General features: G+C 63.0%; 21 protein-coding genes. 9 read left to right on the top strand and 12 right to left on the bottom strand.

Annotated features, from left to right (window positions below; all coding sequences use genetic code 11):
• The first annotated feature begins 196 nt into the window (after positions 1-196).
• From rnr to sugE, 4 genes are all read left to right on the top strand, one after another.
• Positions 197-2,632 carry a ribonuclease R gene (rnr, locus tag OUZ45_RS05905; RefSeq protein ID WP_266169093.1) on the top strand — a complete coding sequence of 812 codons (2,436 nt, stop codon included), beginning with the start codon at positions 197-199 and terminating at the stop codon, positions 2,630-2,632.
• The gene (gene rlmB / locus OUZ45_RS05900; protein ID WP_266169011.1) at positions 2,629-3,375 is read left to right on the top strand and encodes a 23S rRNA (guanosine(2251)-2'-O)-methyltransferase RlmB; all 747 of its coding nucleotides are present in this window, start codon (positions 2,629-2,631) and stop codon (positions 3,373-3,375) included. Before rnr ends, rlmB begins: the two co-directional genes overlap by 4 nt.
• Entirely contained in the window at positions 3,372-3,656 is a 285-nt protein-coding gene (locus tag OUZ45_RS05895) for a CBU_0592 family membrane protein (protein WP_266169010.1), read from the top strand. The genes rlmB and OUZ45_RS05895 overlap by 4 nt, the downstream gene beginning before the upstream one ends.
• A 133-nt stretch (positions 3,657-3,789) precedes the next feature.
• On the top strand, positions 3,790-4,113 hold the full coding sequence (gene sugE / locus OUZ45_RS05890; protein ID WP_266169009.1) for a quaternary ammonium compound efflux SMR transporter SugE: 324 nt from the start codon (positions 3,790-3,792) through the stop codon (positions 4,111-4,113).
• A gap of 231 nt (positions 4,114-4,344) precedes the next feature.
• Here sugE and phoU read toward each other — a convergent pair whose 3' ends face one another.
• The 6 genes from phoU to rnt all read right to left on the bottom strand — a co-directional run bounded on the left by phoU (position 4,345) and on the right by rnt (position 10,024).
• Positions 4,345-5,079, bottom strand: coding sequence for a phosphate signaling complex protein PhoU (gene phoU, locus OUZ45_RS05885; protein WP_266169008.1), 735 nt, complete (start codon positions 5,077-5,079; stop codon positions 4,345-4,347).
• 108 nt (positions 5,080-5,187) lie between these two features.
• Positions 5,188-6,003, bottom strand: a complete 816-nt coding sequence (gene pstB / locus OUZ45_RS05880; RefSeq protein ID WP_266169007.1) for a phosphate ABC transporter ATP-binding protein PstB — start codon at positions 6,001-6,003, stop codon at positions 5,188-5,190.
• Positions 5,996-6,868, bottom strand: a complete 873-nt coding sequence (gene pstA, locus OUZ45_RS05875; RefSeq protein ID WP_266169006.1) for a phosphate ABC transporter permease PstA — start codon at positions 6,866-6,868, stop codon at positions 5,996-5,998. Before pstA ends, pstB begins: the two co-directional genes overlap by 8 nt.
• Positions 6,868-7,899, bottom strand: coding sequence for a phosphate ABC transporter permease subunit PstC (gene pstC, locus OUZ45_RS05870; protein WP_266169005.1), 1,032 nt, complete (start codon positions 7,897-7,899; stop codon positions 6,868-6,870). Before pstC ends, pstA begins: the two co-directional genes overlap by 1 nt.
• Before the next feature lie 185 nt (positions 7,900-8,084).
• Complete coding sequence (gene pstS, locus OUZ45_RS05865) at positions 8,085-9,119, bottom strand: phosphate ABC transporter substrate-binding protein PstS (RefSeq protein ID WP_266169004.1); 1,035 nt, start codon at positions 9,117-9,119, stop codon at positions 8,085-8,087.
• 245 nt (positions 9,120-9,364) lie between these two features.
• The gene (gene rnt, locus OUZ45_RS05860; RefSeq protein WP_266169003.1) at positions 9,365-10,024 is read right to left on the bottom strand and encodes a ribonuclease T; all 660 of its coding nucleotides are present in this window, start codon (positions 10,022-10,024) and stop codon (positions 9,365-9,367) included.
• 209 nt (positions 10,025-10,233) lie between these two features.
• Here rnt and OUZ45_RS05855 point away from each other — a divergent pair, with 209 nt between their 5' ends.
• The gene (locus tag OUZ45_RS05855) at positions 10,234-11,619 is read left to right on the top strand and encodes a coiled-coil domain-containing protein (protein WP_266169002.1); all 1,386 of its coding nucleotides are present in this window, start codon (positions 10,234-10,236) and stop codon (positions 11,617-11,619) included.
• 257 nt (positions 11,620-11,876) lie between these two features.
• Here the strand turns inward: OUZ45_RS05855 and nth are convergent, their stop codons facing one another.
• The 4 genes from nth to OUZ45_RS05835 form a co-directional block, all read right to left on the bottom strand.
• Complete coding sequence (nth, locus tag OUZ45_RS05850; RefSeq protein WP_266169001.1) at positions 11,877-12,512, bottom strand: endonuclease III; 636 nt, start codon at positions 12,510-12,512, stop codon at positions 11,877-11,879.
• Positions 12,509-13,117 (bottom strand): RnfABCDGE type electron transport complex subunit B, encoded by a 609-nt coding sequence (locus OUZ45_RS05845; protein ID WP_266169000.1) that lies wholly within the window; start codon positions 13,115-13,117, stop codon positions 12,509-12,511. Before OUZ45_RS05845 ends, nth begins: the two co-directional genes overlap by 4 nt.
• A gap of 27 nt (positions 13,118-13,144) precedes the next feature.
• Positions 13,145-15,244 carry a methionine--tRNA ligase gene (gene metG / locus OUZ45_RS05840; protein WP_266168999.1) on the bottom strand — a complete coding sequence of 700 codons (2,100 nt, stop codon included), beginning with the start codon at positions 15,242-15,244 and terminating at the stop codon, positions 13,145-13,147.
• Positions 15,245-15,415: 171 nt separating this feature from the next.
• Positions 15,416-15,862 carry a DUF2147 domain-containing protein gene (locus OUZ45_RS05835; RefSeq protein WP_266168998.1) on the bottom strand — a complete coding sequence of 149 codons (447 nt, stop codon included), beginning with the start codon at positions 15,860-15,862 and terminating at the stop codon, positions 15,416-15,418.
• Positions 15,863-16,008: 146 nt separating this feature from the next.
• On the opposite strand from OUZ45_RS05835, the gene apbC reads away from it, so the two are divergent.
• From apbC to OUZ45_RS05815, 4 genes are all read left to right on the top strand, one after another.
• The gene (gene apbC / locus OUZ45_RS05830) at positions 16,009-17,103 is read left to right on the top strand and encodes an iron-sulfur cluster carrier protein ApbC (protein WP_266168997.1); all 1,095 of its coding nucleotides are present in this window, start codon (positions 16,009-16,011) and stop codon (positions 17,101-17,103) included.
• Positions 17,100-17,663, top strand: coding sequence for an NADPH-dependent FMN reductase (locus OUZ45_RS05825; RefSeq protein WP_266168996.1), 564 nt, complete (start codon positions 17,100-17,102; stop codon positions 17,661-17,663). The genes apbC and OUZ45_RS05825 overlap by 4 nt, the downstream gene beginning before the upstream one ends.
• A gap of 245 nt (positions 17,664-17,908) precedes the next feature.
• On the top strand, positions 17,909-18,475 hold the full coding sequence (gene dcd, locus OUZ45_RS05820) for a dCTP deaminase (RefSeq protein WP_266168995.1): 567 nt from the start codon (positions 17,909-17,911) through the stop codon (positions 18,473-18,475).
• Between the two features lie 141 nt (positions 18,476-18,616).
• On the top strand, positions 18,617-19,111 hold the full coding sequence (locus OUZ45_RS05815) for a hypothetical protein (protein WP_266168994.1): 495 nt from the start codon (positions 18,617-18,619) through the stop codon (positions 19,109-19,111).
• Between the two features lie 61 nt (positions 19,112-19,172).
• On the opposite strand, the gene OUZ45_RS05810 is transcribed toward OUZ45_RS05815, so the two are convergent.
• Positions 19,173-19,598: an HIT domain-containing protein gene (locus tag OUZ45_RS05810; RefSeq protein ID WP_266168993.1), complete on the bottom strand. Its 426-nt coding sequence runs from the start codon at positions 19,596-19,598 to the stop codon at positions 19,173-19,175.
• A complete protein-coding gene (locus OUZ45_RS05805; protein ID WP_266168992.1) occupies positions 19,595-20,263 on the bottom strand; it encodes a dienelactone hydrolase family protein in 669 nt (222 codons plus the stop codon). The genes OUZ45_RS05810 and OUZ45_RS05805 overlap by 4 nt, the downstream gene beginning before the upstream one ends.
• Positions 20,264-20,287 lie beyond the last annotated feature (24 nt).

Here is a 20,287-nt window from a genome sequence, read left to right as displayed (position 1 = left end):
CTATCCTCTCACCAATTTTTCATCGCATCGTGTCGGAACCTTCACGGTGCCTCAGCAAGGCAGATAAGTGACCAGAAAAAACAAGGACAAACGCGCGGACGGGGAAAAGACCTCCCGTCGCCCGGCTTCACCCAAGAAGGCGGCGGCACCCGCCTCGCGCAAGCGCGCGGCCACGCCGCCCTCACCGGCGCCCAAAGTGTCGAAGGGCTTCGACCCCCACGCCGAGCGCGAATCCCGCCGCTACGAGCGCCCCATTCCCAGCCGCGAGGCGATTCTTGCGCTGCTCACCGAGCGCGGCGAATTGCTCACCGAGGCGCGCATCGCCGAGGCGCTGCAGCTGTATGACGAACAAGACCTCAACGCCCTGCGCAAGCGCCTGGGGGCGATGGTGCGCGACGGCCAGCTGCTGCTAGGTCGCCGGGGCGGCTACGCGCCTACCAACAAGCTGGACTTGATCCCCGGCCTGGTGCTGGCCAATGCGGAAGGCTACGGCTTCCTGCGGCCAGACGAAGGGGGGGAGGATCTCTATCTATCGCCACAGCAGATGCGTGCGGTGCTGCATGGAGACCGCGTGCTGGCCAGCGTGATCGGCGTAGACCGCCGCGGCCGCAAGCAGGGCGCCATTGTCGAGGTGCTGCAGCGTCGTTCGCCGCGGCTGGTCGGCCGGGTGGTGGTGGAGAACGGCGTCACCCTGGTGGCGCCGGATGATCGCCGTCTGCATCAGGACATCATGATCGCGCCAGGGCAGGACATGGGGGCGCGTTCCGGCCAGATCGTGGTGGCCGAGATTACCGATCCGCCGACGCCGCACCGTGGCCCGATGGGCGCCATCCGCGCCGTGCTCGGCGAACGCCTGCAGCCGTCGCTGTTGGTGGAGATGGCCATCGCCAGCCACGACTTGCCGCACGAATGGCCGGTCGACGTGTTACGTGACGCCGCGCAGGTCGAGCCGGAGGTGACGGCGGCTGAGCGCCAGGGCAGGGTGGATCTGCGCTCACTGCCGCTGGTGACGATCGACGGCGCGGACGCGCGCGACTTCGACGATGCGGTGTACGCGGAGCCGCGCAAGGGCGGCGGCTACCGCTTGATCGTGGCGATTGCCGACGTGTCGCACTATGTGCGCATCGGCAGCGCGCTGGACCGTGAAGGCTACGAGCGCAGTACGTCTACCTATTTCCCTGGTTTCGTGGTGCCGATGCTGCCGGAGACCTTGTCCAACGGCATCTGCTCGTTGAACCCGAAGGTGGAGCGCTTGTGCATGGTTTGCGACATGCAGATCGATGCCGAGGGCGAGGTCACCAGATCGAAGTTCTACGAGGCCGTGATGTATTCGCATGCGCGCCTCACCTATGACCGAGTGTGGCAGGTGGTCGGCCTCAACGATGCCGATGCGCGTCATGAGCTGGCGGATGTACTGCCGCAGATCGAACACCTGCACGATCTTTACAAGCTGATGGCGACGCAGCGCAAACGTCGCGGCGCGATCGATTTCGAAACGCCGGAGGTGAAGTTCCGCCTCGACAACACCGGCGACGTGATGGCCATGGGCGCCACCGAGCGCGACGACGCGCACAAGCTCATTGAGGAATGCATGATCGCCGCCAATGTGCAGGCGGCGCTGTTCCTGGAGAAGCGCAAGATGCCTGCGCTGTTCCGCGCGCATGAGCCGCCGCCGGAAGAGAAGTACGAGGACCTGCAGCAGTTCCTGCGCGAATTCAAGTTGCGCATGCCGCCGGTGAGCGAGGTGACCCCAGGCGATTTCGCCGACGTGTTGCGCATGGTGAAGGATCGCCCGGAGAAGGAGTTGATCCAGTCCGTGCTGCTGCGCGCACAGAGCATGGCGGCTTACCAGCCCGACAATCGCGGTCACTTCGGTTTGGCGCTGGAGGCGTATGCGCACTTCACTTCGCCGATTCGCCGTTATCCAGATCTGCTGGTGCATCGTGCGATCCGTTACGCGCTAACCGGCGGCAAGCCTGCCGACTACGCCTACAGCCCGGCCCAGATGGGAGCCATGGCCATCCATTGCTCGCAGCGCGAACGCCGTGCGGAAGAGGCCGAGCGCGATGTGGATGAGCGCTTTAAGTGCGCGTGGATGTCCAAGCACATCGGCAGCGAGTTCGACGGTACGGTCACCGGCGTCACCTCGTTCGGCTTGTTTGTGGAGCTGGACGAGTCGAAGGTGTCGGGTCTGGTGCACATCAGCCAGCTATCCAACGACTACTACCATTTCGACCCGATCCGCCATTTGTTGAAGGGCGAGCGCAGCGGTGCGCAGTTCCGCCTGGGCGACAAGGTGCGCATCCAGGTGCTGCGCGCCAGCCTGGAGGACCGCAAGATCGATTTCCGCCTGGTGCCGAAGCGCGACGCGGTCGCTCCGCCGGCACGTACTACGCGTGCTTATGACTATGCTGGCGCGGGCGAGCGTTACTCGCTGCCTGCCGGCCGCAAGGCGACGGCAGGTGCGTCGCCGCGCGATAATGCGCGCGATGCCGCACGCCCGTCCGGTGTCGCCAAGGCCGCCGGCAAGGCGAAACCTAAGGCTGCTCCCAAGGCGGCCGCAGCGAAGAAGGGCAAGACCTCCAAGCCGAGCAAGCCCACTGGGCCCGGCAAACCCAAAGGCAAGCGATGAGTGAGAGTTGGATCGTCGGGATCAACCCGGTCGAAGGTGCGCTGAGCAACGATGCGGAGCGCATACGCGAACTGCTGGTCGAAAACGGTCAGCGTAATGCGCGCGTGCACGAACTGGTTGAACGCGCCAGGTCATTGAATATCCCGGTACATCACCGGCCGCGAGAGCAGCTGGAGAAGATCGCCGGCGAAGCGCGCCACCAAGGCGTGGTGGCGCGCTACGAAGCGCCGCCGATGGCCAACGAAAGCGACCTGCCGGATTTGCTGGAACAGGCGGGCTCCGATGCGTTGGTGCTGGTGCTGGATGGCGTCACCGACCCCCACAACCTGGGCGCCTGCCTGCGCAGTGCGGCGGCGGCGAAGGTGACGGCGGTGATCGTGCCCAAGGATCGTGCTGTAGGTTTGACGCCGGTAGTTCGCCGCGCGTCGGCGGGCGGTGCGGACCGCGTGCCGTTGATCGCGGCCACCAACCTGGCGCGCGCGCTTCGCACTTTGAAGGATGCGGGTGTGTGGATCACCGGGCTGGCCGGTGATACGGATACCTCGATCTACAACATCGACCTGAAAGGTCCGGTGGCTTTGGTACTTGGCAGTGAAGGCGAGGGCATGCGCCGCCTTACGCGCGAGACCTGCGACTTTGTGGCCAAGATCCCCATGCCCGGCGTGATGGAGAGCTTGAACGTTTCAGTGGCGACAGGTGTCGTGCTGTTCGAAGCATTGCGCCAAAGGAGGAACAAGCGATGAGCTTCCTGTGGCACGACTGGGCCGGTTATATCGGTGTGGTGCTGGTGCTATTGGCTTTCCTGCTGTTGCAGGCGCGCAAGCTGCATGGGAATGGGCTGGTCTTTCAGCTGATGAACGTGCTCGGCGCGGTTGGTGTGATGCTGTCGCTGTTGTTCGGCAGCTTCAATACTTCCGCGTTCGTGATGCAGCTGGCGTGGTTGCTGATCGGCATCTACGGCATTGCCAACAGCGCCCGCGTGCGGCGCGAGTTGCGCGACGTGGAACGCAAGATCCACTCCTGAATATCGGGTCAGGCTTCGGAGTGCCAGTGGGATAAAATGGGCGCTCCGGCCCTTGTGGCCGGCATGTTGGGACGACCTTTCATGTATCCCATTCGCGGGGACGACCCTGCTCTTCATGAAGAGGAGTGGCGTCATGCCCTGGATCTATCTCGTATTCGCCGGCCTGTTTGAGATCGGCTGGGCTATTGGCCTGAAATACACCGATGGTTTCTCGCGCCTGTGGCCGACCGTCGGCACCGTGTCGGCAATGATCGCGAGCATCGTGTTGTTGGCGATGGCGGTGAAAACGCTGCCGATCGGTACGGCCTATGCGATCTGGACTGGCATTGGCGCGCTGGGCGCGGTGATTCTTGGCATGGTGCTGTTCGGCGATTCCGCTTCGCCGGCACGCTTGATTTGTGTTGCGTTGGTGCTTGCTGGGATTGTTGGGCTCAAGCTCACGGGTGGGGCGCATTGAGCAAAGAGCTGGCAGCGATGTCTCAAGTGTTCACCCCTCCCCAACCCTCGCTGCGACCGAAGGAAGTCCCTGTGGAACAAGCAAGGGAGGGAGCACGGTGTCGCAAGCGCTTAGCTCCTCCCCTTGCTTGCGACGCGAAGCTAGTCCCGTGGGACAGGGGGGGGCTGGGAGGGGGTAGGCCCTTGAGATGGACTTACACTTTCTGCGGCTCTCCTAAAAGAGCCACTCACCTCACTCCGGCTTGTTCCCCAACTTGGTCATCTCTGGGCTGGAGGTGAAGTCGCGCTTGCTGCGCTGCGTGTTCAGCGGCTCTCCGTGCACCTGGAACCAGATGCTCTCGGCGACGTTGGTGGCGTGGTCGCCGATGCGCTCGATGTTCTTGGCCATGAACAGCAGATGCGTGCATGGCGTGATGTTGCGCGGGTCTTCCATCATGTAGGTGAGCAGCTGGCGGAAATAGCCGGTGTAGGCCTCGTCCAGATCGGCGTCGTCCTTCCATACCTGGTAGGCACGTTCGGCGTCGCGGTCGCGATAGGCGAGCAGTACTTCGCGCACTTCGGCCGCGGCCAGCTCGGCGAGGTAGCCCAGGCCGTTGGTCGGTGCGATTGGCGCCACCATCGATAGCGGAATGGAGCGCTTTGCCACGTTGGCGGCGTAGTCGCCGATGCGCTCGATGTCGGCGGCGATGCGCAGCGCGGCGAACACATTGCGCAGGTCGCCGGCGATGGGGGCGCGTAGCGCCAGCAGGCGCACCACGTCGTGGCTGATTTCCTGCTCGAGCAGATCGATGGCGTCGTCGTTGCCCACTACGCGCTGTGCGGCGCGCTCATCGCGGCGTTCCACCACGTCGATCGCCGACTCCAGCTGGGTTACCGCCAGCTCGCCCATGCGCACGATTTCGCCGGTGAGACGCGCCAGCTCGTCGTCGTAGCTCTTGATGATGTGTTCTTTGCCGCTGCCGCTCATGTGCGCTCTCGCCTGGATGTCATAGGGAAGGGTGTCGCGGGGTGGCCCCTCACCCAACCCTCTCCCTCGATTACCAATCTGTGAACGGGGGAGAGGGAGCAAAAGTATTTAGCCAAAACGACCGGTGATGTAGTCCTCGGTCTGCTTCTTGCCCGGCTTGGTGAAGATCTGCTCGGTGCGGTCGAACTCGATCAGCTCGCCCAGGTACATGAAGGCGGTGAGGTCGGAACAGCGTGCCGCCTGCTGCATGTTGTGGGTGACGATGACGATGGTGTACTCGCTTTTCAGCTCTTCCACCAGCTGTTCGATACGGCCGGTGGCGATCGGGTCCAGCGCGGAGGTCGGCTCATCGAGTAGCAGCACCTCGGGCTTCAATGCGATGCCGCGCGCGATGCACAGGCGCTGCTGTTGGCCGCCGGACAGACCCAACGCATTCTGCTTGAGCTTGTCCTTCACTTCATCCCACAGGGCCGCGCTGCGCAGTGCCTGCTCCACGCGGATATCCATGTCGGCGCGCGACAGGCGTTCGTGGTGACGGATGCCGTAGGCGACGTTCTCGAAGATGGTCATCGGGAACGGCACCGGCTTCTGGAACACCATGCCGACCTTGCTGCGCAGCTTATTCATGGAATAGCGCGTGTCGAGGATGTTCTCGTCGTCCAGGATGATCTCGCCCTTGGCTTCCAGCTTTGGGTAGATCGCGTAGATGCGGTTGAAGATGCGCAGCAGGGTGGACTTGCCGCAGCCGGAAGGGCCGATGATGGCGGTGACCTTCTTCTCCGGAATGTCCATGTTGATGCCTTTCAGCGCATGGAACCCGTTGTAATAGAAGTGCAGGTCGCGCACTTGCAGCTTGGTCGGCGCCAGCGGGGTGGACGCGGCCGTAGGCTGCGGATGGATGCCAGCGGCGGCGGACTCAGTCATGGGACACCTTGTTGCGAGAAAGGATCAGGCGAGCGAGCAGGCTCAGCATCAGCACGAACATGGTGATGATGAAGGCACCGGCCCAGGCGAGCGCGTGGATACCGTCACCGGCCTGGTTGGCATACTCATAGATGACCTGGGGCAGGCTGGCCATCTTGTCCATCGGATTGACGGTTGTGTAGAGATTGCCGAAGGCGGTGAACAGCAGCGGTGCCGTTTCGCCGCTGATGCGTGCCAGGGCGAGCAGGATGCCGGTGATGATGCCCGAGCGCGCCGAGCGCATCAGCACCTGCATGGTCAGCTTCCACTGCGGCACGCCCAGCGACAGCGCCGCTTCTCGCAGCGTGGAGGGCACCAGGCGAAGCATTTCGTCGGTGGTGCGCACGATCACCGGCAGGGCGATCAAGGCGAGTGCGATGCCGCCAGCGAGACCCGAATACGTGGTGGAGCCGTCGGTGAGGGTCTTGGTCGGCAGCACCACGATGGTGTAGACGAACATGCCGAGCACGATCGAGGGTGCCGACAGCAGAATGTCGTTGAGGAAGCGGATCGATTCGCCGAGCCGGGTGCGGTTGGCGTATTCGGCCAGCCAGGTGCCCGCCAGAACGCCGATGGGCGTAGCGATGGCGATGCCGATGAAATTGATCACCAGGCTGCCGACCATGGCGTTGAGCAGGCCGCCATCCTCGCCGTAGGCGGTGATCTTGGTGAACAGGTTGAGATTGATCGCGGAGATACCCTGGCGCAGGGTTTCCCACAGGATCCACGCCAGGAAGGCGAGGCCGATCAAGGTGGCAAACATGCTGAGGCCGAGCGCGATCGCGTTGGTGATGCGGCGGCGTAGATAGAGCGTCTGGCTGTTCATCAGCGGCCTTCCTTATGGGCCAGGCGACGCAGCATCAGGCGTGCAATCAGCAGCACGATGAAGGTCACCACGAAGAGCAGGAAGGCCAAGGCCATCAACGAGGATTTCTGCAAGCCCGACGCCTCGCCGAACTGGTTGGCGATGGTCGATGCGATGGAGGCGCCGGGGTCGAGCAGCGAGGGCGACAACTTCATCTTGTTGCCGATGATGAAGGTCACCGCCATGGTCTCTCCCAGCGCGCGACCCAGCCCCAGGAAGATGCCGCCGATCACCGCTGTGCGCGTATACGGCAGCACGATGTCCCAGGAGACCTCCCACGTGCTGGAGCCCAGCGCATAGGCCGACTCCTTGAGTCGGGTCGGTACGGTCTGGAACACCTCGCGCATCACCGAGGAAATGAACGGGATGATCATGACGGCTAGCACTATGCCCGCGGTGAGCACGCTGCCGCCGAAAAGGTTCTCGCTGTTGAACAGCTTGCCCATGAAGGGCAGGTGCTGGGCGATCCAGGAAACGTGTTCTGTGCCGGGCACATCGCCCGCTTCCCTGCCGAGATAGCGGATCAGGAAGGGCTTGATGTGGTCGGAGAAGAACGGCACGAAGACGAACAGGCCCCACATGCCGTAAATGATCGAGGGAATGCCAGCCAGCAGTTCGATCGCCGATGCCACCGGCGTACGCAGCCACGGCGGCGCCACTTCCGACAGGTACAGCGCGATGCCGAAGCTCACCGGTACGGCGATCAGCAGCGCAATGAATGAGGTGATGATGGTGCCGAAGACGGGCACCAGGGCGCCGTAGACGTCGTCGGTCGGGTTCCACTCTGAGCTGGTCAGGAAGCCCCAGCCGAACGTGCTGAAGGCCTCGCGGCCACCCCACAGCGTGGCGCCGGCAGCGCCAACCAGGCTGACGAGTACCAACAGGGCGCAGCCCTTGAGCAGCCAGCCGAACATCCGGTCATCGCGCGCATCGCGGTGAGCACGGTGTTCCTGGGCGATGGTGGGCGCCAGGGCAGCCTCGTTCGCTTGCATGTGATGTCGATCCCTCAAAGCTATTCGTCGAAAATCCGGCGGATCCGGCTGGCGCGAGGGCCCGTCCGGTCGGGGACGCCTTTCAGCAACAAGCCGCCCCATCCTGCGAGGGGGCGGCCCGGGTCATGCAACCAGCTTCCATGCTGGTGGCGGCTGCCCACGAGGGAGCAGCCGCTGATGTGTCCTTAGTGCTTGTACTCGGAGCCCCAGTACGCCTCGATCTTCTTGACCAGGGTTTCCGGCAGGGCGACGTAGTCGAGCGAGGCCGCCTGCTGCTGGCCGTTCTCCAGTGCCCACTTGAAGAAGTCGAACGACACCTTGGTGTGCTCGGCGTTCTTCGGGTTCTTGTACATCACCACCCAGGTGGTGGCGGTGATCGGCCACGCCTGCGCGCCCGGCGCATTGGTCATGATCACGTTGAAGTCCTTGGCGCTGGTCCAGTCCGCGGTGGCGGCGGCAGCGGCGAAGGCTTCGGCGCTCGGCGAGATGAAGTTGCCGGAGGCGTTCTTCAGGTCGACCCAGCTGATCTTGTTCTTCACGGCATAGGCGTATTCGACGTAGCCGATCGAACCCTTGATCTGCTTGACGTACTGCGACACGCCTTCATTGCCCTTGCCACCCACGCCGGTCGGCCACTCGACAGCGGTGCCGAACTTGACCTTGTCGGCCCAGTCCTTGTTCACCTTGGACAGGAAGTTGGTGAAGTTGAACGAGGTGCCCGAACCGTCCGAACGATGCACCACGGTGATCTTGCCGGCCGGCAGAGCCAGGCCTGCATTCAGCGCGGCGATCTTGGGATCGTTCCAGTTGGTGATCTTGCCGAGGAAAATGTCGGCCAACGTGGTGCCGTCGAGCTTCAGCTTGCCGGCGTCGATGCCGCTGATGTTGACCACCGGCACGATGCCGCCGACCACCACCGGGAACTGACCCAGACCAAACTTGGAGAGGTCTTCGGCCTTCAGCGGCGCGTCGGTGGCGCCGAAGTCGATGGTGCCTTCCTTGATCTGCGCCACGCCAGCGCCCGAACCCACCGACTGGTAGTTGAGCTTATTGCCGGTCTTTTCGGCGTAAGCGGCGGACCACTTCGAGAGCACCGGATAGACAAAGCTCGAACCGGCGCCGGTGATGTCCGTGGCGTGGGCAGACATGCCGAACAGCGACGCAGCAGCGAACACCGCAGTCGTGCCGATACGAGACAGGGATTTGGTTGAGGTCAACACGGTGACTCCTTAGTGATAAGGGTTACGGGGGATTCCCGCCCGCTCCCTATTTCATGCGCGCCGTGTTGCAATGAAATGAGCTGAATGTTTCAGTGGTGTGACAATGGATCACGGATTGTCATGTGCGCCACCTGAAAGTGGCGCAAGTACTTGTTCTTCATGGTTGGATGCAAGAGCACGATGGGCGTCTTCGCTGAACGCCGCTGCGCAATTTCTTTCGCTTCGGCCCGTGACGGGGCCTGACTTCAGAGTACGCCCAACCCGATGTGCTCGCGTTCGAACGTCTCGAGCCGGCGCCAGCGGTTGACGATGGTGCAGAACAGCTCGGCGGTGCGTTCGGCATCGTAGATGGCCGAGTGGGCTTCGCGCGTATCAAAGAGGTGACCCGCGGCCATAACCGACTTGCTAAGTACGGTCTGACCGTAGGCCAGGCCGCCCAACGTGGCGGTATCGAAGCAGCTGAAAGGGTGAAACGGATTGCGCTTGTGCCCGCAACGGCGCACTGCGGCATTGAGGAACCCGAGGTCGAAGGCCGCGTTGTGGCCCACCAGAATGGCGCGTTGGCAATCCTGGTCGCGCATCGATTCACGCACCGCCTTGAACACATGCTCCAGGGCCGAGCGCTCATTGAGCGCGCCGCGCAGCGGATTGTCCGGGTCGATCCCGGTGATCTCCAACGCGCGCGGGTCGATATTGGCGCCGGGGAAGGGTTCCACATGCGCGGCCACGGCCGGACGCTGGCGCAGATAGCCCTCGGCATCCATTTCCAAGGTGACAGCGGCGATTTCCAGCAGGGCGTCGCGTTCGGCGTCGAAACCGCCGGTTTCCACATCCACGATCACCGGCAGGAAACCGCGGAATCGTTCGGCCATGCGGTTGGCCATGCTGTTATTGAGATTCTCCATCGGGAGAGCATATCAGCCGCCCCGTGCCCGCCGTGAGCTGTTTGAGGCGGCGAATGTTGCAGTGGACGGGGTGGCTGTCTTCATTCTGTCATGCAAAAAGAATGGAATCGTAACCAATCGGCCGCATCCTGCCGCCGTTCCTGCTTGGCCGGCCGGGTGATCGAAGGGGGCGGTCCAAGTGATACCTATCCAACAAGCGGAGAAGAACCATGCGTTCCAAGTTGCTCGCGGTGGCCATTGCTGCCGGTTTGGGCGTAGCCAGTTTCCACGTTGCCGCTGAGCCGGCGACGAAGGCCAAGGCCACCCACAAGCAGACGACCACCAGCCAGGATTCGCAGGCGTCCAAGAACGCCGAGATCGAGTTGCTGAAGGCCCAGCTCGCCGAGCTGCAGGCCAAGGTGGCTTCGCTGGAAGAGCGCACGGACGCGCAGTCTGACATCAACGTCAGCACCGGCCAGAACGTCGAAGCCGTGCAGAAGGCGCAGGCTGTGAGCGACAAAAAGGTCGCTACGTACGACAAGCTGATCAACAACACCAAGATCGGCGCCACCATGTTCTTCGACATGACCAGTGTCGATCACAAGGAATGGACCCCGAAGACCGGTAACGTCAAGAAGGACGGTCATGGTTCGGTCAATGGCACCGGCTATGACGTGAAGCGCTTCTACCTGACCGTCGATCATCAGTTCGACGACGTCTGGTCGGCCAACCTCACCACCGACTTCAACTACCAGTCGACGCTGGGCCAGACCAGCCTGTTCATCAAGAAGGCCTACGTGCAGGGCAAGTTCGATCCGCTCCTCGCCGTGCGCTTCGGTGCGGCTGACATGCCGTGGATTCCGTTCGTCGAGAAGTGGTACGGCTATCGCTTCCTTGAGAACACCATCACCGATCGCTCCATCGACGGTGGCCGTGGCACCGCCGGCACTGCTGCGCAGGGCATCGGCTCCTTTGGCAACTCGTCCGACTGGGGTATCCATGCGCTGGGTGCCACCACCGGCGACAACTCGATCAACTACCAGCTGTCGGCCGTTACCGGCCGCGGCTACAAGAACCCGTCGCGTTCCAATGGCATCGACTTTGAAGGCCGCTTCGGCTACTCGCCGATCGAGGAGATGGTCATCGCTGTCGGCGGTTATGACGGCAAGCGCGGCAACAAGGTTCAGAGCGGTGCGCCGACCCAGAACGCCACCCGCGGCGACGCGCTGGTTGCCTACCGCGACAAGACCTTTGGCGTGGGTGCCGAGTACTTCACCGCCAAGAACTGGGACGACGTGCTGAAGTACAACGGCGTGCTGCCGGCTCCGGTTGCCGTGCGCGACAAGGCCAACGGCTACTCGCTGTTCGGTGATTGGAGCTTCGCGCAGCAGTGGGCCGTGTTCGCCCGCTACGACCGCGTGGACTACAAGTACTGGGGCGTGACCGGTCCGCAGAACAAGCTGAAGGACACCTACTACAACGCCGGCGTGTCCTACGACGTGCTGATGAACCTGCGCCTGGCGTTTGCGTGGAAGTACGACAAGCTGGAAGGCCCGCTCAAGGCATTCCAGTACAAGACCAACGAAATCGGTTTCTGGGGCTTGCTGAGCTACTGATCCCGGATCTCGCGGTTATCGGAAGGGAGTTCGACCCAAGGACGGAAAAACGGCGGGCATTGCCCGCCGTTTTGCTTTTTCCGACATCGATAAACACCATTTGTAGGAGCGCACCCTGTGCGCGAAAGCCCTGCGTTAGCAAAGCTCGGGCCATGGATGGCCCGAGTGAAACGGTCTGCAAGGATCGCGCTTTTCACTTCACCGCGGCCCTGCTAACGCAGGGCTTTCGCGCACAGGGTGCGCTCCTACAGGGTGGTCTAAGCGACTGTCTTGTCCTTGTAGCGACACAGATCGCGAATGACACACTGCGGGCAATCGGGCTTGCGCGCCTTGCACACATAACGCCCATGCAGGATCAGCCAATGATGGGCGTCCTGTTTGAACTCGGCCGGCACGACCTTCTCCAGCTTGTCCTCTACGGCGCGCACATCTTTGCCGGGAGCAAGGCCGGTGCGATTGGAAACGCGGAAGATATGCGTATCCACTGCGATGGTCGGATGCCCGAATGCCGTGTTGAGCACCACGTTGGCGGTCTTGCGGCCGACGCCGGGCAGGGCTTCCAGCGCTTCACGCGTGCGCGGCACCTCACCTTCGTACTGATCGATCAAGATGCGACATAGCGCGATCACATTCTTGGCCTTGCCGTTGAACAGGCCGATCGTGCTGATGTAACCCTTCAACCCTTCCTCGCCCAAATCCAGGATGGCCTGCGGCGTGTTGGCGATGGGAAAGAGTTTTTTCGTCGCCTTGTTGACGCCTACGTCCGTGGCCTGTGCCGACAGCACCACCGCAACCAACAATTCGAAGGGCGTGGAGTAGTCCAGTTCGGTGGTGGGGTGCGGGTCGAGTTCGCGCAGGCGGGAGAACAGCTCAACGACATCGGCTCGCTTCACGGTTTGGATTCCTGTTGCTTTGCCTTGGCGCGGGCTAGTGCGGCCAGCACCGGGTTCTCGCTGACGGTGGCGGCCACTTGTGCTTTGCGCGCGGCCAGTTCGGCTTCGCGCTGTGCCTGCTCGCCTGCCAGCCGTGCCTCGCGACGCTGGAAATGGCGACGCGCCGAATCGGCGTGGGTGATGTCTTCTACCTGTGCCATGGGCATCGGTTCCAGCACGATGCAGTCCACCGGGCAAGCAGGCACGCACAACTCGCAACCGGTGCAGTCGTCGGCGATCACCGTGTGCATCAACTTGGCCGAGCCCACGATCGCATCCACCGGACAGACCTGGATGCACTTGGTGCAACCGATGCAGTCAGCCTCGACGATGCGCGCCAGGGTGCGTGGCTTTTCCACGCCATGTTCGGAATCGAGCGGAAGCGGCTCGCGCCCAAGCAGCGTAGCGAGTTTCAGAATGCCTGCTGCGCCGCCTGGCGGGCATTGATTGATCTCTGCTTCGCCGCGCGCGATGGCCTCCGCATAAGGGCGGCATCCATGAAACCCGCATTGTTCGCATTGGGTTTGAGGCAGCAGAGCATCGATGCGATCGGCTAGCGTGGTCATATCCGCGTGGCTGACGACGAATCGGTTTTAGCGAACGGTAGCGCCCGGCCTTGCACCCTGGTCCGCGTCCAGCAGGAACAAGTCGCTGCCGCCGTCGCCGGCCGAAAGAATCATGCCCTCGGACAAACCGAAACGCATCTTGCGCGGGGCGAGGTTGGCGATGAACACCACGTTGCGGCCGATCAGCTTTTCCGGTTCACCGTAGGCGGCACGGATGCCGGAGAAGATCTGGCGCTGGCCGAGCGGGCCGGCATCCAGTTCGAAGCGCAGCAGTTTGTCGGAGCCGTCCACGAATTCGCAGGCGGTGACCTTGCCGATGCGCAGGTCGAGCTTGGTGAAGTCGTCGATGCCGATGAGGGTGGCGCCGTCGACGGCGGTGGTGCTGGTGTTGCTCATGGTCTTGCTGTTTTCCTTCGGTTTCTTGGCGGGTACGGGCACGGCGTCAGCCGCAGGCGCGCCAAGCGACTCCTTGGATGCCTCCACCATGGCCTCGATGCGCTTGGGGTCGATGCGGCCGAGCAAGGGCTCAAACGCGTTGATCGTGTGGTTATGCAGTTCGGCGCAGGCGTCGTCGAAAGCGATGATGGGCGCCGCGAGGAACTGCTCAGCGGCAGCCACGGTGGCGGGCAGCACAGGCTTGAGCATGCCGGCCAGCAAGCGGAAGGCGGTCAGTGCAAACGAGCAGACCTGGTGTAAAGCCTCGCGTTGCGACTCGTCCTTGGCCATGGTCCACGGTGCCTTGGCGGCAATATGGCCGTTGACCAGGTCCGCCATCATGACGAAGTTGCGCATCACCTCGGCAAACTCGCCATCGCGGTATAGCGCGGGCACATTGCTGTAGTGCGAGACCAGCAAGCGCCACAGCTCGGTCTCTTCCGCACTGAACGACGGTGCAAGCCGGCCATCGAAGTATTTGTGCACGAAGCCCGCGGTGCGGCTGGCGATGTTCACCCACTTGCCGACCAGGTGCGAGTTGACGCGCTCCTCGAACGACCTGAGGTCGAGATCCACATCCACCGGCGTGTCGCTCAGCATGGAGGCGAAGTAGTAACGCAGGAACTCCGGGTGCAGTCCGGCATCCAGATAAGTGCGCGCCTGGATAAATGTGCCGCGCGACTTGGACATCTTCGCGCCGTTCACCATCAGATAGCCGTTGACGTGCAATGCGGTCGGTGTGCGGAAGTTCGCGCCGTGCAGCATGGCTGGCCAGAACAGGCCATGGAAATTGATGATGTCCTTGCCGATGAAGTGGTGCATTTCGGCATGGCTATCGGGCGCGAGGAAATCGTCGAACTTGATGTCCGTCTTGTCGCACAGCGCCTTGAAGCTGGCGAGGTAGCCCACTGGCGCGTCCAGCCACACGTAGAAGAACTTGCCCGGCGCATCGGGGATCGGAAAGCCGAAGTAGGGCGCATCGCGCGAGATGTCCCAATCTTTCAGGCCGCCATCCAGCCACTCCTTCAGCTTGGCCACTACGCCGCTGTTCGCCACCGGTTCGCCATCGGAGTGCTTGCCGGCAAACCAGTCACGCAGCAGAGATTCGAATTTGCCCAGCTCGAAGAAGTAGTGCTCCGAATCGCGCAGCACCGGCGTGGCCCCGGACATCACCGAATAAGGCTTGATCAGATCGGTGGGTGCGTAAGTGGCGCCGCAGTTTTCGCAGTTGTCGCCGTACTGGTCTGGCGTGCCGCAATTTGGGCAGATGCCCTTGATGTAGCGATCCGGCAGAAACATTTCTTTTTCCGGATCGAACAGCTGCTGGATGCTGCGGCTGGCGATGTAGCCGGCGTCGCGAAGGCGCGTGTAGATCAGCGAGGCCAGCTCACGATTTTCTTCCGAGTGCGTCGAGTGGTAATGGTCGAAAGCCACGCCGAACGCGGCGAAATCCGCTTCATGGCCGACGCGGATGCCGTCGATATAGGCCTCCGGCGCCAGCCCAGCCTTCTCCGCCGCCAGCATGATCGGCGTTCCGTGCGCGTCGTCCGCGCAGACATAGAACGCCTCGTTGCCCTCCATTCGCTGCGCGCGCACCCAGATATCGGCCTGGATGTAGCCCAGCATGTGACCCAGGTGCAGCGGGCCATTGGCATAGGGCAGGGCATTGGTCACGAGGAGTCGGCGGGACATGGCTTCTTGGCTGATTTGTGAGCGGGACATTATGGCATGGGCGTTCAGGGTGGGCTGTTGCGGCGGCGGCTGTTGCGCGAGGCCGTGGCCGGGTCATCGTTGGATCGGATCGTGGAAACGAAAAAGGGTGAGCTTGGCTCACCCTTTTTGCGCGGCACTGAGGTCGCAGGCTTATTCCTGGCGCTCCCACACCTGGCTGCGGCCGATCAGCGAGAAGCCGATGTAGCCGTGCACGTCGAGCTTGGCACCGTTCTCGATGGTCTTGAGCTTGACCTTGTAGATCTTGCCGTTCTTGGGGTCGAGGATGCGGCCGCCGTCCCACACGTCATCATCCCGCTTGACGCCCCACATGATGACCATGCCCTCGACGGGCTTGTCTTTACGGTCGCCGTCGCACTCTTTGCAGATGGGGTGCGGACCTTCGTCGGATTCCAGCACCTGAAGCACCTTGCCCTGCAGTTCGCCGTTGACCTCGGTGATCTGCACGATGGACTTGGGCCGATGGGTCTTGTCATCGATGGTCTTCCAGGTGCCCACTGGCGAGTTGCTGGCGGCGAACACGGCGCCGGCGCCAAGCAGCAGGCCGGTGGCGATGGCGAGGCGAATCAGTGGTTTCATGCAACCCTCCCGTACGAAACAGTATGGATGGAGCCTGACGAGGCGGCGACGGAGCGTCAAGCTGCAACGCGCAACCTGCCGTCGCTCGGGTGGGCGAGGGTGGCGGGCTGGCATAATAGACGCCCTCTTCCCCGTTCTTTATCCCCATGACGCAAGCAAGCGAAGCCCTGGTCCGCCGCATCCTCGGCGAGCTGACCGACACCCACACTGGCGCGCCGCTGGCCGAAAACTTGCGCGCTGTGGGCGTGGACGGCGCCCGGGTGTCGGTGGATCTGCAGTTGGGCTACCCGGCGGGCGGTGCGGTCGACACGCTGAGCGCGCGCGTGAAGCAGGCGCTGGAGGCGGACCCGGCGATCGAGGCCGCCTCCGTGTCCATCACCACCCGCGTTTATGCGCACAAGGTGCAGGGCACGCTGGCGCCGCTGCCGAATGTGAAGAACATCATCGTGGTCGCTTCCGGCAAGGGCGGCGTGGGCAAGTCCACCGTGTCGGCCAACCTGGCGCTGGCACTGGCCGCCGAAGGCGCCAAGGTCGGCGTGCTGGATGCCGACATCTACGGTCCCAGCCAGCCGCGCATGCTCGGTATCAGCGGCAAGCCGGAATCGCCGGACGGCAAGACCATCACGCCGATGCAGGCGCACGGCTTGCAGGCGATGTCGATCGGCTTCCTGGTGGATGAAGAGACGCCGATGATCTGGCGCGGCCCCATGGTCACCCAGGCGATGATGCAACTGCTCACCGATAGCCGCTGGGAGCAACTGGACTATTTGATTGTGGACTTGCCGCCGGGTACCGGCGATATCCAGCTCACCCTATCGCAGAAGGTGCCGGTGGCGGGCGCGGTGATCGTCACCACGCCGCAGGACATCGCCCTGCTCGATGCACGCAAGGCGCTGAAGATGTTCGAGAAGGTCGAGGTGCCGGTGCTCGGCATCGTCGAGAACATGGCGACCCATGTGTGCTCGAACTGCGGCCACGAAGAACACATCTTCGGCGAAGGCGGTGGCGCGCGCATGGCGGAGCAGTATCAGGTGCCGTATCTGGGCTCGCTGCCGTTGGATATCCGTATCCGCGAGCAGGCTGACAGCGGCACGCCGACGGTAGCGGCCATGCCGGATTCCGATCTCGCCGCGCGCTACCGCGAGATCGCGCGCAATGCTGCCGGCCGGTTGTCGAAGCAGCCGCGCAACAAGTCGCTGGGCCTGGGCAAGATCGTGGTACAGGGCACACCTGCTGCATGAGCGCGGGAAAGCGGTTTCGTGTGCTGTGCCTCTCGGGCAGCCTCCGTCGCGTATCGAGCAATACGGCGTTGTTGCGCGCAGCAAGTGCGCTGGCGCCGGACGAGCTCGAACTCTCGCTGTTCGAAGGGATGGGCGGGCTGCCTTTGTTCAATCCCGATCTTGATGTGGAGCCGTTGCCCGAATCGGTCACCGGATTGCGCCAAGCGGTGGGAAGGAGCGATGCGCTGCTGATCGCCTGTCCCGAATACGCGCATGGCGTGCCGGGCGCGTTCAAGAACTTGCTCGACTGGCTGGTTGCCAGCCTGGAGTTTCCCGGCAAGCCGGTGGTGCAGTGGAATGCATCGGGACGCGGCTCGCATCATGCGCAGGCCGCGCTGCGAGAAGTGCTGACGACCATGTCGGCCTGCATATTGGACAGTGCGGCCGCCGATTTTCCGTTGCCTGGAGCGGGCTACTCGACGGAAGCCCTGCTCGGCCAGCCGGAGCATGTCGATCGGATTCGCAATGCCCTGGATCGTCTGCGGCGTGCCGTGCATGGAACCGTGACATCCGACGATTAGGTAGCGCGCAGCCAGCAGCATTCCCACGAAGCGCTTATCGAATATCTCATGGTTTCATGAGCTTATCTTTCAGTGCGGACGAGAGTGCCCCTGACGCGCGGTTGGGAGCGGGGGCAGCCCGGCAAGGGCATCGGCCCGCCACGCTGGCCCTGCTCGACTGGCGGGGTACCGGCCGATCCGTTATTTTTCCGCATTCTCCGCCCGGCGCATGGCACTGGGCGGATTCATGATCATTGGGAGCCCGAGTGAGTATCAAATCCGACAAGTGGATCCGGCGCATGGCCGAGCAGCAGGGCATGATCGAGCCGTTCGAGGCGGGCCAGGTCAAGCTCAGGGACGGCAATAAACTGGTCTCCTACGGCACCTCCAGCTACGGCTACGACGTGCGTTGCGCACGCGAGTTCAAGATATTCACCAACATCAACTCGACCATCGTCGATCCCAAAGCCTTCGATCCGAGCAGCTTCGTCGACGTCGAGGCGGATGTCTGCATCATCCCGCCCAATTCGTTCGCGCTGGCGCGTACGGTTGAGTACTTCCGTATCCCGCGCAAGGTGCTCACCATCTGCCTGGGCAAGAGCACGTATGCGCGCTGCGGCATTATCGTCAACGTGACGCCGCTGGAGCCGGAGTGGGAAGGGCACGTCACGCTCGAGTTCTCCAACACCACGCCGCTGCCCGCAAAAATCTACGCTAACGAGGGCGTGGCGCAGATGCTATTCCTTGAATCCGACGAGGAATGCGAAACCAGCTACCGAGATCGCGGCGGCAAATATCAGGGGCAGCAGGGCGTAACCTTGCCACGCACCTGAGACAGCGCACTCTTGCGCCCGCGCGGCGTTCACGCGGGCATGCGCTTCACCTGAACGGCCGCCGTCCGATGGCGATGCGACGCATCGGGACGGCGCTACACTCCCTTCGTTGTTCTCACTGATTGATTGTCGGAGATACGCATGATTCGTCTATCCACACTGCTGAGTCGCACGGCTGCCGCCCTCCTGATGGGCAGCATGCTGATGCTGGCCGGTTGCCATCTCGGCGGCACCAAGGGCGAGGCCATCAAGACCGAGCAGATGCAGGGCAAGTTCGATACGACGCTGCAGGCGTACAAGAGCGGGCAGTTCCTGGTCGATGGCGCGGTGCTTTCCGCGCTCGATACTGGCAGCCACTTCGCCTACCTCAAGGATCAGGGCAAGCTGCCCAAGACTGTGCTGCTGACGCGCAGCGACGAGTCGAAGATCCGCAAGCAGCACCTGGAGTTCATGGCGCGCATGCAGCTCGACTATGGCTTCACCGTGTACTACGACGACGGTGGCACGCTGAAGAAGATCAACCCGGTTGATACCAAGGCGCGCGAACTCGAGGATTACCACGCGCCGGTCAAGATGAACGACGAAATGAAGGGCAAGTCGGCCAGCGACAGCGGCTACGACCCGTCGCGACACTGATCGATATCAGATGACGAGAAAGCCCGCGATTCGATCGCGGGCTTTTTCTTTTTGGGCCTTCTCAGTTTGCGGGCACTTCCAGTGCGGCGCGCAGGCGTTGCAGCAGATCGTCCAGCACGGCGGTCGCGTAAGGCTCCGCTGGGCCGCTGCCCCACACGGGGCCTGGCCACGCCGCATCGCCTTCGCGCCGCGCCACCACATGCACATGCAGCTGGCGCACGATATTGCCCAGCGCGCCGAGATTGAGCTTGTCGCAGGGCGCCACGTCGCGCAGGGCCGCCGCGGCCTGGTTCAATTCTTGCCAGAGCGTCGCCTGGGCTTCTTCCGGCAGATCGGCGATCTCTACCAGGCCGGCGCGATGCGGCACCAGGATCAGCCACGGGAAGCGCGCGTCGTTCATCAGCAGCACGTCGCACAAAGGCAGTGAGGTGACGCGGTGAGTGTCCGCTTCCAGTCGCGCATCGAGCATGAAGCCGGTGCCCCTCATGCGCGGGCCAGCTGCTGGTTGAAGAAGGTCATGGTGCGTTCCCAGGCGAGCTTCGCGCTGGCTTCGTGATACTGCGGGCCGATGTCGCGATTGAAGGCGTGGTCGGCGGGGTAGGTGAAGACATCCATCTGCGGCAGCATCTCGCGATGCTTCGCTACCGTCTCCGGCGGGATGCTTTTGTCCAGTTCGCCGAAATGGAACATCACCGGCGCCTTCGGCATTTCGCCAAGGAAGGGGGTATTGCGCGCGCCGTAGTAGCTCACTGACGGCAGGCCCAGACGCATGGCAGACAGCATCGCCACGGTGCCGCCCCAGCAATAGCCGACGGTGCCGATCTTGCCCACCGAGGCGATAGCCTCGGCCGCGCTGGCGACGTCTTCCACCGCGCGATCCATGCCCAACTCCGTGACCAGGGCCTTGCCCTTGGTCGCGCTGATGGCGTCGTAGTCCATCTCCAGGCCGGTTTCGAGGTGATCGAAAAAGCACGGTGCGATAGCGGTGTAGCCCGCGGCGGCGAAACGGTCGGCCACGCTGCGGATGTGAGCGTTGACGCCGAAAATCTCCTGGATCACCACGATGCCGCCCTTTGGCTTGCCTTCGGGTTGCGCCAGGTAGGCGCCGATGCACTGCATGCGGTTGGTGTTGAGGCTGATGGTCTGGCCCATGGGGAAGCTCCTTGCGGCGGCAAA

The sequence above is a fragment of the Dyella subtropica genome, assembly GCF_026283965.1.
Classification (GTDB): Bacteria; Pseudomonadota; Gammaproteobacteria; order Xanthomonadales; family Rhodanobacteraceae; genus Dyella_D; species Dyella_D subtropica.
Note: the sequence above shows the minus strand (reverse complement) of the source record. Positions and strands in the feature narration are given on the sequence as shown.

Bases quoted from the DNA above. Each gene is read 5' to 3' on its own strand.
- rnt (WP_266169003.1), bottom strand. From the start codon at position 10,024: ATGGAGAATCTCAATAACAGCATGGCCAACCGCATGGCCGAACGATTC.
- pstC (WP_266169005.1), bottom strand. From the start codon at position 7,899: ATGCAAGCGAACGAGGCTGCCCTGGCGCCCACCATCGCCCAGGAACAC.
- OUZ45_RS05845 (WP_266169000.1), bottom strand. From the start codon at position 13,117: ATGACCACGCTAGCCGATCGCATCGATGCTCTGCTGCCTCAAACCCAA.
- OUZ45_RS05825 (WP_266168996.1), top strand. From the start codon at position 17,100: ATGAGCGCGGGAAAGCGGTTTCGTGTGCTGTGCCTCTCGGGCAGCCTC.
- sugE (WP_266169009.1), top strand. From the start codon at position 3,790: ATGCCCTGGATCTATCTCGTATTCGCCGGCCTGTTTGAGATCGGCTGG.
- OUZ45_RS05805 (WP_266168992.1), bottom strand. From the start codon at position 20,263: ATGGGCCAGACCATCAGCCTCAACACCAACCGCATGCAGTGCATCGGC.
- OUZ45_RS05835 (WP_266168998.1), bottom strand. From the start codon at position 15,862: ATGAAACCACTGATTCGCCTCGCCATCGCCACCGGCCTGCTGCTTGGC.
- phoU (WP_266169008.1), bottom strand. From the start codon at position 5,079: ATGAGCGGCAGCGGCAAAGAACACATCATCAAGAGCTACGACGACGAG.
- OUZ45_RS05855 (WP_266169002.1), top strand. From the start codon at position 10,234: ATGCGTTCCAAGTTGCTCGCGGTGGCCATTGCTGCCGGTTTGGGCGTA.
- OUZ45_RS05810 (WP_266168993.1), bottom strand. From the start codon at position 19,598: ATGAGGGGCACCGGCTTCATGCTCGATGCGCGACTGGAAGCGGACACT.
- apbC (WP_266168997.1), top strand. From the start codon at position 16,009: ATGACGCAAGCAAGCGAAGCCCTGGTCCGCCGCATCCTCGGCGAGCTG.
- OUZ45_RS05815 (WP_266168994.1), top strand. From the start codon at position 18,617: ATGATTCGTCTATCCACACTGCTGAGTCGCACGGCTGCCGCCCTCCTG.
- OUZ45_RS05895 (WP_266169010.1), top strand. From the start codon at position 3,372: ATGAGCTTCCTGTGGCACGACTGGGCCGGTTATATCGGTGTGGTGCTG.
- metG (WP_266168999.1), bottom strand. From the start codon at position 15,244: ATGTCCCGCCGACTCCTCGTGACCAATGCCCTGCCCTATGCCAATGGC.
- pstB (WP_266169007.1), bottom strand. From the start codon at position 6,003: ATGACTGAGTCCGCCGCCGCTGGCATCCATCCGCAGCCTACGGCCGCG.
- pstA (WP_266169006.1), bottom strand. From the start codon at position 6,868: ATGAACAGCCAGACGCTCTATCTACGCCGCCGCATCACCAACGCGATC.
- rlmB (WP_266169011.1), top strand. From the start codon at position 2,629: ATGAGTGAGAGTTGGATCGTCGGGATCAACCCGGTCGAAGGTGCGCTG.